This window comes from Streptomyces sp. NPDC059695 (assembly GCF_042733785.1).
Taxonomy (GTDB): domain Bacteria; phylum Actinomycetota; class Actinomycetes; order Streptomycetales; family Streptomycetaceae; genus Streptomyces.
Genome location: NZ_JBHWFF010000003.1, coordinates 147,379 through 162,111 on the forward strand (window position 1 = coordinate 147,379; position 14,733 = coordinate 162,111).

Below are 14,733 nucleotides of genomic sequence, written 5' to 3' on the forward strand. Positions count from 1 at the left end.
GTCGCGAGTTTCGCGGTGATCACGGAGGCGCCGGGCTGCGCCGCTCTTGACAGAGGCCTCAAGGGGCCGGGAGAAACGGAGGCATCAGCCCGGCGCCCGCGTCATCACCGCGAGCCCCGCAACGGACAGCGATGCCGCTCTTTGAGGAGACCTTGACGGCCAGGGGGGATCCAGGCATTCGCTGTCCTGTGCGAGCAGCTACCCCGGGACGTTGCATGGGCCCGGGCCATCTGCTTACGCACTGGATTAGGGGGGATCACGTCGGCCCTTCGCCGGTCGACCGTGCCAGGCCCGGCTCCAAGCACCACCTGATCGTCGACCGCCACGGCACCCCGCTGGCCGTCACGCTCACCGGAGGCAACAGGCACGACGTCACCCAGCTCCTGCCCCTGCTGGACGCGGTCCCTCCGATCCGGGGGCTACGAGGACGTCCCCGCCGCAAGCCCAGGCGGCTGTACGCCGACCGGGGCTACGACTTCGACAAGTACCGGCGCCTGCTGTGGAAGCGCGGCATCAAGCCCGTGATCGCCCGACGTGGCTTCGCCCACGGATCCGGGCTGGGCAAGGTGCGTTGGGTGGTGGAGCGTGCGTTTGCCTGGCTGCACCAGTTCAAGCGCCTGCGCATCTGATACGAGCGCCGGGCGGACCTTCACCAGGGGCTGCTCGAACTCGCCTGCTCAATCATCTGCCTGCGGCGACTCTCGCGATCATTCTGAAACGATCAGCAAGTCGCGGGACGGATCGTGGAGCGGGCCCGAGGGGTCGGCGACCGGACGAGGTCACCACGCACTGGCCGGACATGCTGTGGGTGGCCGACTCGCTGGTGACCGGGCAGGTCCGCGCGTACGACCTGCTGCGGATGTTCGGCCGGGAGGGCGGCCGACCCCGCTGGCCCAGGCGTTCGCCGAGTACGGGCGGATCGCCAAGAACCTGCAGCTGCTGCGCGTAGTCGACCCGGTTGACGACACCTACCGGCTGGAGACGAACCGGCAGTTGACCGTCCAGGAAGCTCAGATCATGCAGGCGTACCGCACGGATTCAGGAGGACCAGTTCGGCTTGGTCCTCAATGCCGTCGTGCCCTGGACGCCCCGATACCTGGACGCCGCCGTCGCGCACCTGCGGGCGCGCCCCGCGGAGGAGCGGGAGCGCGATGTCCTGGACGAGGCCGTTGCCGTTTCTCCCCGCTGCAACACGCCGACCCCAACTGCCTGTCCCGTTTCAGCCTGGCCGGCCGCCCGCCGCACGAGGGCCTGCGTCCCCTGCGCGCCCCTGCCACTGTCCACGTCGACGAGGGCGACGACGGCACAGAGGAGTGAGCAACGGTGCGTCAGGCGACGTTGGGCGGCAGAGCGCCGAGAACGGTCGCGAGGCTGTGCGGGTCGCGGCGGGCGATGTTGTGACCAACCGGAATCTCGTGAACCCGCCAGTCCGAGTCGTTGCGCAACCGCTCGGCCAGGGGCAGGAACGGGCTACCCGGCCACGCGCCACCACTGATGAACGTTCGGCCGAGCCCGCGGCTCGGGTTGCCTCCCAACCTGATCGACTGGACGAAGCTCGCCATGGGATGCGGTCGCGCGCGCGGGTCGAGCCCCTCGGGGACCGCGACCCATCGACCGTCGGCCTGGGCGCCGGCTATGAACAACTCCCGGAAGCTGTCGCTGGTCAAAGACCAGCACGAATCCCCGTCGTCCGGGACGTAGGCGTCGATGAAGACGAGCTGATCGAGGCGGTCGCCGAGCCGGTCCGCGACGCCGGCGATCACCATCCCGCCGTAGCTGTGCCCACACAGGGCGAGGGGCGCCTCGTCGCTACGGGCAATGATCTCGGCAACCTGGTCGATATGGGTGTCGAGGTTCGGCGGACGGTCCACATCGGTTGGGCCGTCCCACTCCAACCCTGACAGGGTCACCGCCTCGACGTGGTGACCGTCTCGGCGCAACTGGGCGGCCACCGAGTCGAAAACCCATCCGCCTTGCCAGCCACCCGGCACCATCACGAATTTCACCGCGTCATCGTAGGTCAACCAGAACCCGGTGAGTACGGCCGGTGAGCACACGCCTCGGCAACGCCCGGGCTGGCCGTGGCGAACCACAACGCAAATCCGTCCGCACCGGCCAGCTCCGGCGACGAAGCCGCCCTCGATGTCACACGGTCCCCACAAACGATCCTCACGGAGCGAGATCGGAAGCGGGCCACCGCTGATCTCGGATCGGTTCTCGGGACCGTCCTCACGTAAGCCGGCGAGTGGCCCCCTTCTGAGAATGGGTTGCGAAAGGATCCGGGGGGCATGGCGGGCGCCCTCAAGGGCCTTCCCCGGCCGATGCGGCCAACATCGAGCAGCACCCCCTGTCCCCGCTGCGCGGCCGAGCCCGGCTCGCCCTGCCGCTCGCGCGGCGGAGCGGTCGCCGGGATCCACCACACCGGCCGGTTCAAGAAGGTGCCTCGCCTCGCCAAGAGGCTCCGGGTACAACCCCGGCCGAACGCGGCCGGGGCGGCCCGGCACCCCGCCGCCAGGGCCGATCACCGACGACGCCCCGAGCACGGACATCCGCATCGGCTATGCCCGCTGCTGAGCAGTCCGGGCGGGACGAGGCGTCCGGGAAGCAGCGGGCCGGCGAAGATGCGGCTCTGCTCCGACACCGACGTGGCCTTGAACAGGAAGCCCGGCCGCATCCGTACCACCCGCATGTCCGGATGGGTCAGCTGGTAGCCGGCGAGGTACCGCTCCAGGTACGCCTTCTCCCGGGTGTAGGCGGCGCCGGGCCATCCGTGGGTCGGCCAGGACTCGTCGACGGGCCGCCCGTCCGAGGACCCGGCGAATAGGCGCGGATGGAGGAGGCGTGTACCAGGACGTGGGTCCCGGCCCGGGCACAGGCCTCGAAGACGCGGATGCCGCCCAGGACGTTGGTGCGCCAGGTCTCCACCGGGTCGTGGGTGGGCTGGAACTTCCAGGCCAGGTGCACCACGGCGTCCGCTCCCGCGAACGGCCGGTCGAGGTCGGCCCCTCCCGGATCGATGTCCGCAACGTCCCACCGGACCCTGCGGACGGTCAGGTCCGGGGTGCGGCGGGCGAGGCCCAGTACGTCGGTCACGGCCGGATCCGCGGCCAGGGCGTGGATCACGCTCGTGCCCGCGTTGCCGGTCGCGCCCGTCACCACGACCTTCATGAGACCCACCAGACCTTCGTGAACGGGCGGTGCGACCGCCGCCGGCCATCGGCCGAGGTGCGGCGGGGCTCCGGGCGGGCCCCGGGGCCGAGCGCCACGCCCACGGCGGCCAGCCGCAGGTCCTGCAGCTGCTCGATCTGTCGTTCGGCGCGGGTCGCCAGGTGGTGGACCGCCCCGGCGTCGATCCGGTCGTCGCCGCGGGCGATCTCACCGAGGGACCGCCAGAGGGCCAGCTTGCCCGCCGCTGCGAGACGGAGCGCCTCCAGTTCGAGCACGCCGCTGAGGGGCGAACGGGCCACCAGCCGGCCGTTGGGCTTGGCCCGGCCGATCTTCTCCGCGCACCGCGCGACCAGCGCGCGCGCCCGCGGCACGGGAACGCGGAACGAGGTCATGATCCCCACGAGGCTCTCGCGGTCCTCGGCGATCTCATCGGCGAGGGCCGGCAGTCGGCGTCCGGCGGGCCCTGGGCCGTGCGCACGGGCCGTTCTACGGACGAGGGCGTCTCCGGCTGCCGACCCGGCGTAGTGGTCGCGGAGGTAGACGCGGAGCAGGCGGTCCGGATCCGAGGAGGAGGACCGGGATCGATCGCGGTCGGAAGGCATGTCGCCGACTCCCCTGGATACGGCGGTCCGGCGAGGGCCGGACCGCGGGCGGGCGCGGCGATCGGGCCAGGGCATCCGCCCTACTCCGCGGCTGCGTCGTACCAGCGCCTTCCCGGGATGAAAGCGAAGAAACCCGACCAGAAGGTCGATCGGTCAGAGAGGCGTGTGCCGGACTCCACCCTTAGCCCGGCGGTCGCCGTCGTGGTCACGCGGCTTCGAACTCGTGGGCCCCGCCCCCGCGCCATTCGACCCAGCGCGGGTCATCCAGCAGACGGTCGGCGTCCTCCAGGCCGGCACGACGGAGGAACTCGGTCACGTCCCTGTCGCTGTGGGCCAGACCGAGAATGCCGCCCTGGCGGACGGTCACCCGTCGGCCCCCCGTCGGGGAAGGCGGATGGACGACGATCGGCGCGCTGCTCATGACTCCCCAAGCTCCTTGTCGGTCGATTCGGTCGCCTGCCCGGTGACGGCTCACTCCGCCGGGAGAGGGACGTAGGTGAACAGGTCGTCGGAATGGGTGAACTCGAGCAGCCTGAGCATCTGGTGGCTGGGTGCGGCGAGGACGAGGTGAACACCCCGCGTCAGGGCCCGCAGCCTGACGGCCAGCAGCACGTTGAGCCCCGTGGAGTCGCAGAAGGAGGAGTTGCGCAGGTCGACCACGAGGTTCGACCCGGAGGGGGTTCCGTCCAGCGCCGCCAGGAGCGACTCCCGCAACAGTTCGCTCGCGCGTCCGTAGTCCATTTCGCCACTCACGCGAACCACCTGCTCCGCGGGGGGCAGCGAGTCCGTGCGATCGGCACCGGTGGCCATGATGCACCTCCTGTGAGCTGTCAGGCCACTGCCCGGTGCGGCCCGCTCCATGCCCCTGCGGGGTCCTCGGGTCACCGGATCCGCGTCTCGCAGCTCCTGGTCCGACGCGAGGGGTGCCGGACGGGCCTTCACGAGCCTGTCCTCGGGCGGATCGACGATCCGTACGCCGCGCTCCAAAGGGCCTCCGTGACGAGGCCGGCCTCCTCGCGCAGGAGCGCGACGTCGGTGTCGTGCCGGAGCCGGACCGCGATTCCGCGCGCGTACGCGGCGACGCTGCCCACCAGGGCGAACGGTCGTCCCCACGTCTTCAGCACCGTGCCGACCTCCTTGGTGGCTTGCGTGTGGTCGGCCGGGCGCGGGGGACCTCGCGTCGGGCGTTCGCGCCGCCGGAGCGGACGAGGGAGGACCGTCCGTCGTCAGGTGGGCGAATGCGCTGTCGATGAGGTTCTCGGTCCGCTCCTCTCCGCGCGGCGGGACGCCGTGGCCCGAGAACGGGACCGGCCCCTACTCACTCCCCGGCGCCCCGCCGTCACGTTTCTGCCGCCCTGAACGGACCGTGGGCGCCCGGGCGAGTGAAGCGGCGACCATCAGGCAGACTCTGGGCACAGCACTCCCAGAAGACCGGGGGACCAACGTGCGCGCATTCCCTTCCCGCCCGGAGGCTGGCCTTCCGCCGGTCGCACGGCCGGGGACGCGCTCCCGTCCAGTTCGTCGATCGTCGTGACGGCCACGCCACAGCCGGACCCCGACGACCATCGTCCCCCGGCACGCAGCTCGCCGCCCATGTGTGGTCCCCGCAGGAGGAACTCCCCCGGCCGGGGGAGGGGAAGCAAGTCGGCCCGGTCGCGGTGTCGTCCGGGGAATCCAGCCGCGGACGCCGTCTGCCGAGGTCCCCAGGGGCTGCCACCGTACGAGAGCCATCGTCTCCACCGACTCCGAGGAGCGCACATGACGATCACTCTCCGCCCGGGAAGCACGGTGATGTTCACCGGTGATTCGATCACCGACTGCCGGCGGCTGCAGAGCGAGGACGGCCTCGGGTTCGGCTACCCGCTGCGCGTCGCGGGGGAATGGGGACTCCGGCACCCGGACCGGCGACTCAACTGGCTGAACACCGGGATCGCGGGCCACACGGTGCGGGACCTGGAGTCCCGCTGGCAGCGGGACGTACTCGAAGCGGCCCCCGACCTGGTGTCCGTCCTCGTCGGGGTCAACGACGTGGGATGGCACACGCTCGACCCCGAGGGGCGCGTCATCTCGGCGGAGGAGTTCGAAGCGGGCTACGACCGGCTGCTCGCACCCCTGGCCGAGGCCGGCACAGAGCTCGTCCTCATCGAGCCCTTCCTCCTTCCGATTCACGGCGTCGTCGAGGCCGGTGGCGGCTCCGTACACATCGGGGAGAAGGAGCGGGGCGAGTGGCGCGCCGACCTGGACCCGAGGATCCAGGCCGTGCGCACGCTCGCCCGCGCCTACGATGCGCACCTGGTGGCCGCCGACGGCATGTTCGCCGAACTCGGCGCGACGACCGGCCCGGAGTACTGGGCCGCGGACGGCGTCCACCCGACGCCGGCGGGCCACGCCGCACTCGCCTCGGCCTGGCTGCGCCAGGTCGCCTGACGACGGCCTGCGGCGTCGGGCCGGGGACGGCAGCGCCTGTCACGGTGTGGCCGCCACGCTCTGGGGGGCGCCTTGTGCCGCCACGCCCTGGGGGGCGCCTTGTGCCCGTCGCCTTCACGAAAGCGCACCACCATCGGCACAGCCGACGCACGGGCCCGGGGTGTAACGGGGACGCGACGGGTCAGGCGGAAGAACGCCGCACCCGCTTCTCACGTCCCTCAGCCGGAGGACCGCATGCCCAAGCTCCCCGCCGCACAGCTTCCTTCACCGCGCGTCCTCTCCCGGTCCATAGCAGTGGAGCTGCTCACCGAGGACGTCGCGGTCGGGGTTGAGACGACCGTCAGCTACACCTCCCGCGACCCGTACGCGCTGAGCGTCCTCTTCCACATCCCCGGCGACGTGCCCGTCCTGTGGCGCATCGACCGCGAGACAGTCCTCGCCGGATCGCTCGCCGCCACCGGTGAGGGAGAGGTCCGCGTCCTTCCCGCTCCCGAAGGCAAGGTTCTCCTGAGGCTGGGACCGGCCGGGCACTGCGCCATGGTCAGGTGCGTGCGGGAGGAGCTCTCCCGGCTCGTACGCGACACCCTCGCCCTGGTCCCGCAGGGCACGGAGGAGCGCCACATCGACTGGCAGCCCCTGCTCGACTCCCTGAGGCGCTGAGGGTTCGTGCCCCGAGAACGAAGCGGACCAGTCCGGACGACCCGTGAGCGAAGCCGCTCGGCGGCCTCGGCTCCAGGGACCCGCCCCGTGGGGCCGGTGAGAGCACTCGCGCGCTCCCGGGGGTGGGCGGCCGGGCCCGGTTCCGTCCGTGATTCCACCGTTGCGTTCGACACGGTGGCCCTGACCCTCGCCGCCCGCGACTGCACGGCCGTGGTCGACGGCTTCGCCGCCCCCGGACTGCGCCGTCTGCGCGCCCGTAGAGCCAGGACGAGGCAGGAGAACGCGATGGGCGAACTCGTCCGTCCCGCGCGCGGGAGCCCCGGACGGCGACAGGCCGACGGCGCTGAAGGCCGTGGCACCCCACCGTGACCAGGACGGCAACCTCCTCGACGCGCACACGGCCGCCGTGGAGGTCTTGAACGTCGTGCGCCCCACGATCGCGATCGCCTGGTTCGCGGCCTTCGTCGCGTACGCCCCGCACCGTTGGCCGTACCACCGGAAGCTGTTGCGCCGCGGACCCGTCCGGGGAGCACGCCGTGGCCATCGCCCAAGAGGTGTGCCGCTACTACCCGCTCGCCGCCTTCGCTGCCCGGGACCTGACGGGGCGGGGCGAGCGGATCGAGAAGGGAACGATGCTCCTCCGCGACCCCTGCGGGCAGAACCGCGACCCCCGTGGACACCGCTGCCCCGGCGAGGGCGTCACGGCGGTCGTGCTCTCGACGCTCGTGAGGTGACGAGGTTTCGGCCGATTGAGATCCATATCCATGGGTACGCGCCAAGAGGCCTCGATTGCCCCAGTACACGAAGGAGGAACCGACCGTGAGCATGGTGGAGCAGACCATCGACGTGGACGCCCCGCTGCGGAACGTCTACAACCAGTGGACCCAGTTCGAGGAATTCCCCAACTTCATGGAGGGTGTGGAGGACATCCGGCAGATCGACGACCGCCACTGCCACTGGCGGACCAAGATCGCCGGCGTCCGTCGCGAGTTCGACACCGAGATCGTCGACCAGCTGCCCGACGAGCGCATCGCCTGGCGCACGACGGGAGGCGACGTCCGGCAGAAGGGCGTCGTCACGTTCCTGTCGCTCGACCCCGAGCACACGCGCGTCCGGCTGGCCATGGAGGTGGAACCCGAAGGCATGGCCGAGAAGGCCGGTGACGCGCTCGGGTTCCTGGACCGCCGCGTCAAGGGCGACCTCAAGCGCTTCAAGGGCTTCATCGAGGACCACGGCTACGAGACGGGCCAGTGGCGAGGCCGCATTCGTCCGTCCGACCGGTCGATGCCTGGTGGGACGTCCTCCGGGGAGCTTCCCACCGACGGGCTGCGCGACGGCGACCCCATGGGCGGCCCGGCGGGAGGGGCTCCGGCGCGGCCCGCGCCCGAGACCTGGGACCTGCCGCCGGAGCCGGGTGAGCCGGGCATGCGCTGACCCGCCCCCGTTCACCGAGGGCACGGTGGACGGAAAGCGGCACGCCTCCGGGTGATGCCCCCGCCCGTAGTGGCGACACCGAGCGGGCCCGTCGCGGCGGTATCTCAGGGACAGACCCGAGAGCGCGCGGCGGGTTCGCACGCGTCCCCCCGGCCTGGGCCGGGGATCCCGCCGGGAGGCCTCGCCGGCTGTCACCTCGGTGGAGTCAGGCGCGCAGCGTACCGAAGGGCGCGCGACCGTAGGCGGCCCGGTAGGCGGCGGCGAAACGTCCCGGGTGCCCGAAGCCCCACCGCATGGCGATCGAGGTGACGGTCGCCGTTCCCGGCTCGGCCGCCCGGAGGTCGTCGTGGGCGAGCGCCAGGCGGACCCTGCGGAGGTAGGCGAGCGGAGTGCTGTCGAAGTGCCGGGCGAAGGCGTACTGGACCGCTCGCGGAGTGACGGGAACGGACGCCGCGATGTCGGCCAGGGTGACGTCGCGGTCCGCGTTCGCTTCGATGTACGTGACGGCGGCGCGAAGGGTGCGGGACGTGGCGTCACGGCCGTCCGGGCCGCTGTCCTCGCCGAGGGCCGAGTGCGGCAGTGCCCTCAGCGTGGCGGAGGCCAGATACTGCGCCGCGTTGGCCGCCAGCATCGGGTGGGCATCGATGTCGGGGTCCGTGAGGACGTGGCGGCCGACGGTCCGTGCTCGTCGCCGCTGGAATCCCGTTCGCGCACATGAGCGGGGACGTGCGGGGTGTCCGGGCGGGGCATGGGCGATCCGGCCCGGCCCATGGCCCCCTCTGGACGGCCGGGTCCGGTGTTGGCGTGGGCGTGGGGCACCGGTTCCCCGCGATCGGCCGCGGCAGAGGAGCGCCCCGGCTCGCAGGGCGGCGGCGATCCGGCTGAGGGCTCAGGCGGGCTGGGCGCCGTCCGGGGCCTCGGGCCCAGGTACCGAGGCGGCGAAGGGGCGCGGGGCAAGCGACTCCCGGGCGGACACGTGGTGCACGAGACGGAAAGAGTGGTGTTCGAGGCCGAGAGTCCGGCCCTTGGCGTGGTCCTGGTACTGCTGACGACCCGGCCCGTTCGCCGCCTGGTCGCGTCGAAGACGAGGCCGTCGACCGCTGCGGGTCCTGCTGCAGCCCGGCGGATACCCACGCGGCGAGGGCCCAGTCCTCGGAGTCCGGCGCTCACGCCCGCGGAGCGGACCGGCGCAGGTCACGGCACGGTGCCCCGGCTCGTGTGGCGGGATCCGGGGCCGCGTCCGGTGCGATCGGATCGCACCCGGACGCGGGCTTCGGGCGCCGTGAGACGAGGGCGTCGGCGTCTGGCACGCGTCGCCGGCTCGCGTGACCCGCTGCGTCAGGACAGCGGTGGGTGCCCGCCGAGACGTGCCCCACGCAGGATCGGTGCGGCGGGCAGGACGTCGAAGAGGGTGTCGGTGCCGGTGATCTCCAGCAGCCTGACCGCCTGGCGGCTGGGGGCAGCGAGACGGAACGCGCTGCCGCCCTCGATGGCGGCCATTCGTCCGGTGAGGAGCTCGTTCAGACCCGTGGAGTCGCAGAACTCCAGCCCGGCGCAGTCGACCACGAGCACCTCTGGCACGTACGAGGCCCCCAGGCTCTCCTGGAGGGCCCGGGCCAGAACGGGGGCCGTATCCATGTCGGCGCTTCCGCGCAGTGCGATCACCACGGTGCCCGGCGGCGCCGGACGGCAGCTCACGGTGAAGGCCGGCTGTGCTGGCATGTTCATACCCCTTCGCCAGTCGGTCACGGAGATCCTGGTCCCATGCTCGATCTCCTGGTGCTCTGCCGCAGCGCCTCGGACGAACAGGTCTCCGTCCGAACACTCCGCCGAGCGAAACCGCGCCCCGACGGCGTCCCGCCCGGGGCCTCGGTCAGCGTCGCGGCGCCGTGGACCGACGCCGCGACCGCCCTGGACGCCCGGGCCCCTCTCAGTTCCCGAGGGCGGATTCGGACGGCGGGCGGGGGGTGCCGGTGGTGCTCTCTGAGACGGCGAGGGCGACCCGCGGCCGGCACGGTGACGTCCCAGATCCTGAAAAAGCCGTTCGCCGTCACGTCCCGTCCGGACCGGTCCTGCAGGTACGCGTTGAGGTCCTCGGCGTACACCTCGTGCCACGCCCCGTGCTCTCCGTGAGCGAACAGCCTCGGAACCGGGGTCCCGCGCCGCAGAAGGGCCCGGATCACGGTGTGCGTCTGCTCGTCCACCCGGGTGCGGGTGACCTACTGGCCGGCCTCGGCGGGGAAGCGCAGACGGATCTCGCCGGCTCGGCAGGACACGAGTACGGGTCAGTCCGCGCTCAGCGAGGTCCGTCGTCACACGCTCCCTCAGGCAGGGCAGCGAGCGGGCGACGCGCCGCACGTGCTCGTGCTTGGCCGTGTCCCGCTGGTCGTGGAAACGAGGGTGGTAGAGGTACCGGCGCCGCCCCGCGGCGTCCGTGCCCACGGCCTGGATGTGCCCGTTCGGCCGGCGGCGGACCGGGACGTCGTGCCAGGCCGGCGGGATCACGAGGGCGCGCACCCGCTCGCGTTCCCCGGGGGCAGGGGCTCGGCGGCCCGGTCCAGGTAGCGGAACCCGCGACCGTGACGCACGGGACGCCACCCCGGCTCGTGGGGATCGCTGGTCCGCAGCGGCACGGCCGTCGTCAGTCCTCGTGGGGGTGAGGTGTCGTCTCATCCAGGCGGCGACGAGCCCCCCGTCGGCCAGGCCCGGCTCGCCCGGGTCGCGGACGGGCGGCGCCGAAGATCGCCGGAACGCCGCATGACTTGCGGCCCCCCGGGGCAGGCGCAGCACGTGGCGAACCACGGCGCCCGGCAGGCGGGTGCCGCGCTCGGCCCTCGGAGGTGCACGATGTCCCCTAAGGCCCCGCCCATGAGCATGCTGCCCGGCGGCCTCGTGGCCCTTCCCAACGTGTACCGCCCGCAGGCCGACACCCGGCTGCTCGCCGAGGCGCTGGCACGCGAGGAGCTGGCTCCCGACACCCGGGTCCTGGAGATCGGCACCGGAACCGGCGCACTCGCGCTGAACGCCGCGCGCAGGGGCGCGGAGGTCACCGCGGTCGACGTCTCCTGGAGCGCGGTCGTCACTGCACGCGTGAACGCTCTGCTCCGACGGCTGCCGCTCAGCGTCCTGCACGGCGACTTCGTGACGCGTACCGCAGGCCGCCGCTACGACCTGATCGTCACCAACCCGCCCTACGTCCCCGCCCCCACGGCGGCCCTGCCGGTCCGAGGCCCCCAGCGGGCCTGGGACGCGGGCCCCGACGGACGCATGGTCATCGACCGGATCTGCGCGCACGCCTCGGCCCTGCTGCGGCCCGGCGGGGTTCTCCTCATGGTCCATTCGGCCATGAGCAGGGCGGAGGGCACGCTGGAGCGGCTGACCCGTGCGGGACTCACCGCCGAGATCACCGCCAAGGCAACGGTCCCCTGGGGGCCCGTCCTCCGTTCACGACGTTCCTGGCTCGAGGGGCAGGGACTGGCGCACGCAGACGAGACGCGGGAGGAACTGGTGGTGATCCGTGCCCGGAACATCTGACGCCGACGCCCGCCCGCCGCGCGAGACCCCGGCGCGTCGGGTGTGCGTGGACCCGCAGGGGCCCGTCCTCGTCGAGGGGCCCGTCGAGATCATCCTCGACGACGGGACCTTGGCCCGCTCCGACCGCTTCATGGCAGCCGTGTGCACCTGCCGCCGCAGCCGTACGCACCCCTGGTGCGACACCAGCCACCGCCGGCGCGGGCGTACCGCCCCGGCCCGGCCCGACAGGAGTCCCTGATGCCTCCTCGCACTAGCTCCGGACCCGCCGTCGGCCCCCGGCTGGTCGAAGGCCGAGGCACCTTGTCCGGCGCCGTCGTCCAGGCTCTGAGATGGGGCGGCACACCGCTGTACGGCGACGGGGCCGTGGCGGAGGCCGATCCGTGGGGAGAGGACTTCCACCTGGCTCTCTACCTGCTGTACGAGCTGCACTACCGGGGGTTCGCGGGCGTGGACGACACACGGGAGTGGGACCCTGAGCTGCTGCGGCTGCGCCAGGCGCTGGAAGCACGCTTCCTCCATGCCCTGCGGGAGGAACTCCCCGCCGCGCCCCGGACCGTCGAGGACGCCTTCGCTCCGCTGCTCGTGGAACCCGTGGACTTGTCCGACAGCCTCAGCCGCCACCTTGAGACCGACGGGGAGCTGTGGCAGCTGCGCGAGTACGCGGCCCTTCGCTCGCTGTACCACCTCAAGGAGGCCGATCCGCACGCCTGGGTCATTCCCCGCCTCACGGGGAGGTCCAAGGCCGCCATGGTCGCCATCGAGTACGACGAGTTCGGCGCCGGACGAGCCGACCGCGTTCACGCGCGACTCTTCGCGGACCTCATGGCCGATCTCGGACTGGACGCCACGTACGGCCGGTACCTGGACCGCGCACCCGCGAGCCTCCTCGCGACGGTGAACCTGATGTCCCTCTTCGGTCTGCACCGTGCCCTGCAGGGAGCTTTGGTGGGGCACTTCGCCTGTGTGGAGGTCACCTCGTCACCAGGTTCCAGGCGTCTGGCCGGGGCCATGCGTCGGTGTGCCGCAGGCCCCGCCGCCGAACACTTCTACGCGGAACACGTGGAGGCCGACGCCGTGCACGAACAGGTCGTACGGCGCGAGGTGATCGGCGGACTTCTCTCCGACGAACCGGCCCTGGAAGCCGACATCGCCTTCGGCTGCGCCGCGACCGTCCTCCTGGAGGACCGTCTCGCCGACCACATCCGCGGCGCCTGGACCCAGGGGCTCAGTGCCTTGCGCCGGCCCTTGGCGACGCCGTCCGGCGCAGGCCTCGCCGCGCCGCCGCCCCGGGGCCCGTCGACTAGCGGCGCCGCGGGACCCGGATAGCTGCCCACGCTCCGTTTGACCCTTGGGCCGGGCGGCGCGGCCGGGAGCGGTCGAGTCCGGGTGAGGGGTGGCGGTTCCTCCGGAGGCTCAGGTTCCGGCCCCCGTCAGGAGGGCGCACCGCCCTCAGGTCAGCGATGCCGGAGGGGCCGGCCGTCCGTACGGAGGCTGCGGTCGGGCTGTCCAGGGCTGATCGCTGAGGTCGAGGGGGATGCCGAGGCCCTTGCACAGGCGGCGCACCCGGGCGAGGACGCTGAGCGAGGCTTCGGTCGCCGGGCCGGCCGCGAGGTGGAGACGCACACGCACCGGCCGGTGGGCGAGGAGCAGACGCTGGACGTGCAGGTCCGCAGCGGCCCGAGCGGTGAGATCGAGGTCGGCCGGGAGGTGCAGGGCGAGGACGCGGTCCTCGGCGGTGTGCTCCAGGTGCATGGGGTGCCTTCCACGAGGGACCGGCCGCGTGGACGCAGCTCACTCGGGGGTGCGACGCAGGTCTGCGGTGGTCTCCACGGTAGGCCTGTGCCCGTTTCGTGCACGGGGCATGCGAGGGGGGCGGAGCCGTGAAACCGCAGGCCCTGTTGCGTGTGCAGGTTTGGGGGCGTCGGAGGGGACCGCCGGCTCGCCCCCGAGGGCGATTCCCGGGGGCGGGCGGCCTGCGGGTGCGCGAGGAGGTGGAGATGTCGCTTCGGCGGCCGCCGGTGGCGAGGTGCGCGTTCTCGACCGGCGGTCCGGGCGAGGCGCACGGCCTCCTGTGGCGTCGGGACGGCGAGCACCGCGTGCGGTCCGGTAATGCGCCCCGCTCGGCTCACTCGCCGCCGGGGTCCGTGTCGACCTGTGACGGGACTGCCGTACGCGGCCCGGGTCGCCGCTGCCGGAGCACGTTCGGCTCCCGGGTGCACCGAACCCCGCGCTCGTCCGCTCAGGCCGGAGTGCCGAAGGGGCTGGTGCGCAAGCGGGCGAGGAGGTCGGCCGGGTCGTCGTACACCGCCGCCGCGCCCGCCCCGGTGAGGTCGGCGCGCGGGATGCCGCCGCACAGCAGCCCGGCCGGCACCACGCCGGCCCGCCGCGCGGCCCGCATGTCCCAGACGCTGTCGCCGACGAACACGGCCCGGTCCTCGGACACGCCGACGAGGGAGAGGGCGTGCCGGACCGGATCGGGGGCCGGCTTGCCCTCCTCGACGTCGTCGGCGGTGGCGGTGTCCGTGAGGGCGTCGTCGGCGTCCAGGGCCCGTCGCAGGGCGGTCAGCTCCCGGTCCTTGGCCGACGTGACCAGGACGATCGTCCAACCGTCGTCCGCGAGCGTCCGGAGCAGCTCACCGGCCTTGTCGAAGGCCTGCAGGCGCTCGAAGGAGGTCGCGTAGAGGGTGTCGTGGGCGGCGCTGATGCCCGCGTCCGCCGTCCGGTCGCGCGACGGGGCCAGCAACTCGTCGATGAGCCGGTCGCCAGGGAGTCCGAGGGCACGGTGCACGGCGTGGGTCGGTACCCGGTGGCCGCCCTGCCGGAAGGCCTCCCACCAGGCGACGACGTGCAAGTGGTTGGTGTCGACCAGGGTTCCGTCGACGTCGAAGAGAGCGGCGCGTTCCATGGG

The 14,733-nt window shown here is 72.6% G+C and carries 16 protein-coding genes and 5 pseudogenes; 10 read left to right on the forward strand and 11 right to left on the reverse strand.

The window, feature by feature from the left end; all coding sequences use genetic code 11:
* Positions 1-251 precede the first annotated feature (251 nt).
* Positions 252-716: pseudogene (locus ACFV2S_RS05830) on the forward strand (IS5 family transposase); the annotation flags it as partial.
* Positions 717-772: 56 nt separating this feature from the next.
* Positions 773-1,317: pseudogene (locus ACFV2S_RS05835) on the forward strand (Tn3 family transposase); the annotation flags it as partial.
* Between the two features lie 11 nt (positions 1,318-1,328).
* On the opposite strand, the gene ACFV2S_RS05840 reads toward ACFV2S_RS05835, so the two are convergent.
* From ACFV2S_RS05840 to ACFV2S_RS05865, 6 genes and pseudogenes are all read right to left on the reverse strand, one after another.
* The gene (locus ACFV2S_RS05840; RefSeq protein WP_385554587.1) at positions 1,329-2,006 is read right to left on the reverse strand and encodes an alpha/beta fold hydrolase; all 678 of its coding nucleotides are present in this window, start codon (positions 2,004-2,006) and stop codon (positions 1,329-1,331) included.
* A 566-nt stretch (positions 2,007-2,572) separates the two neighbouring features.
* Positions 2,573-3,168: pseudogene (locus tag ACFV2S_RS05845) on the reverse strand (NAD-dependent epimerase/dehydratase family protein); the annotation flags it as partial.
* On the reverse strand, positions 3,165-3,770 hold the full coding sequence (locus ACFV2S_RS05850) for a hypothetical protein (protein ID WP_385554589.1): 606 nt from the start codon (positions 3,768-3,770) through the stop codon (positions 3,165-3,167). The pseudogene ACFV2S_RS05845 and the gene ACFV2S_RS05850, both read right to left, overlap by 4 nt.
* 205 nt (positions 3,771-3,975) lie before the next feature.
* The gene (locus ACFV2S_RS05855) at positions 3,976-4,191 is read right to left on the reverse strand and encodes a hypothetical protein (RefSeq protein ID WP_385554590.1); all 216 of its coding nucleotides are present in this window, start codon (positions 4,189-4,191) and stop codon (positions 3,976-3,978) included.
* Positions 4,192-4,241: 50 nt separating this feature from the next.
* Complete coding sequence (locus ACFV2S_RS05860; protein ID WP_385554592.1) at positions 4,242-4,523, reverse strand: STAS domain-containing protein; 282 nt, start codon at positions 4,521-4,523, stop codon at positions 4,242-4,244.
* A 185-nt stretch (positions 4,524-4,708) separates the two neighbouring features.
* A complete protein-coding gene (locus ACFV2S_RS05865) occupies positions 4,709-4,894 on the reverse strand; it encodes a hypothetical protein (protein ID WP_385554594.1) in 186 nt (61 codons plus the stop codon).
* Between the two features lie 634 nt (positions 4,895-5,528).
* On the opposite strand from ACFV2S_RS05865, the gene ACFV2S_RS05870 reads away from it, so the two are divergent.
* The 5 genes and pseudogenes from ACFV2S_RS05870 to ACFV2S_RS05890 form a co-directional block, all read left to right on the forward strand.
* Positions 5,529-6,197 (forward strand): SGNH/GDSL hydrolase family protein, encoded by a 669-nt coding sequence (locus ACFV2S_RS05870; RefSeq protein WP_385554596.1) that lies wholly within the window; start codon positions 5,529-5,531, stop codon positions 6,195-6,197.
* A 234-nt stretch (positions 6,198-6,431) separates the two neighbouring features.
* Positions 6,432-6,857: an SsgA family sporulation/cell division regulator gene (locus ACFV2S_RS05875; protein ID WP_385554598.1), complete on the forward strand. Its 426-nt coding sequence runs from the start codon at positions 6,432-6,434 to the stop codon at positions 6,855-6,857.
* A gap of 96 nt (positions 6,858-6,953) precedes the next feature.
* Positions 6,954-7,226 (forward strand): hypothetical protein, encoded by a 273-nt coding sequence (locus ACFV2S_RS05880; protein WP_385554600.1) that lies wholly within the window; start codon positions 6,954-6,956, stop codon positions 7,224-7,226.
* A 167-nt stretch (positions 7,227-7,393) separates the two neighbouring features.
* Positions 7,394-7,591, forward strand: coding sequence for a hypothetical protein (locus ACFV2S_RS05885; protein WP_385554602.1), 198 nt, complete (start codon positions 7,394-7,396; stop codon positions 7,589-7,591).
* 85 nt (positions 7,592-7,676) lie between these two features.
* Positions 7,677-8,147 (forward strand): annotated as a pseudogene (locus ACFV2S_RS05890) (SRPBCC family protein); the annotation flags it as partial.
* A gap of 349 nt (positions 8,148-8,496) precedes the next feature.
* Here the strand turns inward: ACFV2S_RS05890 and ACFV2S_RS05895 are convergent.
* The 3 genes and pseudogenes from ACFV2S_RS05895 to ACFV2S_RS05905 form a co-directional block, all read right to left on the reverse strand.
* Positions 8,497-8,922, reverse strand: a complete 426-nt coding sequence (locus ACFV2S_RS05895; RefSeq protein ID WP_385554604.1) for a helix-turn-helix domain-containing protein — start codon at positions 8,920-8,922, stop codon at positions 8,497-8,499.
* A gap of 707 nt (positions 8,923-9,629) precedes the next feature.
* Positions 9,630-10,013, reverse strand: coding sequence for an STAS domain-containing protein (locus ACFV2S_RS05900; protein WP_385554862.1), 384 nt, complete (start codon positions 10,011-10,013; stop codon positions 9,630-9,632).
* A 765-nt stretch (positions 10,014-10,778) separates the two neighbouring features.
* Positions 10,779-10,964: pseudogene (locus tag ACFV2S_RS05905) on the reverse strand (hypothetical protein); the annotation flags it as partial.
* A gap of 201 nt (positions 10,965-11,165) precedes the next feature.
* Here ACFV2S_RS05905 and ACFV2S_RS05910 point away from each other — a divergent pair.
* Genes ACFV2S_RS05910 through ACFV2S_RS05920 form a run of 3 tightly spaced genes read left to right on the forward strand, consistent with a single transcriptional unit; the run spans position 11,166 to position 13,151 of the window.
* Positions 11,166-11,825, forward strand: coding sequence for a HemK2/MTQ2 family protein methyltransferase (locus tag ACFV2S_RS05910; RefSeq protein ID WP_385554863.1), 660 nt, complete (start codon positions 11,166-11,168; stop codon positions 11,823-11,825).
* Positions 11,809-12,063 (forward strand): CDGSH iron-sulfur domain-containing protein, encoded by a 255-nt coding sequence (locus ACFV2S_RS05915; RefSeq protein WP_385554606.1) that lies wholly within the window; start codon positions 11,809-11,811, stop codon positions 12,061-12,063. Before ACFV2S_RS05910 ends, ACFV2S_RS05915 begins: the two co-directional genes overlap by 17 nt.
* Complete coding sequence (locus ACFV2S_RS05920) at positions 12,063-13,151, forward strand: iron-containing redox enzyme family protein (RefSeq protein WP_385554608.1); 1,089 nt, start codon at positions 12,063-12,065, stop codon at positions 13,149-13,151. Before ACFV2S_RS05915 ends, ACFV2S_RS05920 begins: the two co-directional genes overlap by 1 nt.
* Positions 13,152-13,274: 123 nt before the next feature.
* On the opposite strand, the gene ACFV2S_RS05925 is transcribed toward ACFV2S_RS05920, so the two are convergent.
* Positions 13,275-13,577 carry a hypothetical protein gene (locus ACFV2S_RS05925; RefSeq protein ID WP_385554610.1) on the reverse strand — a complete coding sequence of 101 codons (303 nt, stop codon included), beginning with the start codon at positions 13,575-13,577 and terminating at the stop codon, positions 13,275-13,277.
* 487 nt (positions 13,578-14,064) lie between these two features.
* Positions 14,065-14,730, reverse strand: a complete 666-nt coding sequence (locus ACFV2S_RS05930) for an HAD family hydrolase (protein WP_385554612.1) — start codon at positions 14,728-14,730, stop codon at positions 14,065-14,067.
* Positions 14,731-14,733: the final 3 nt, after the last annotated feature.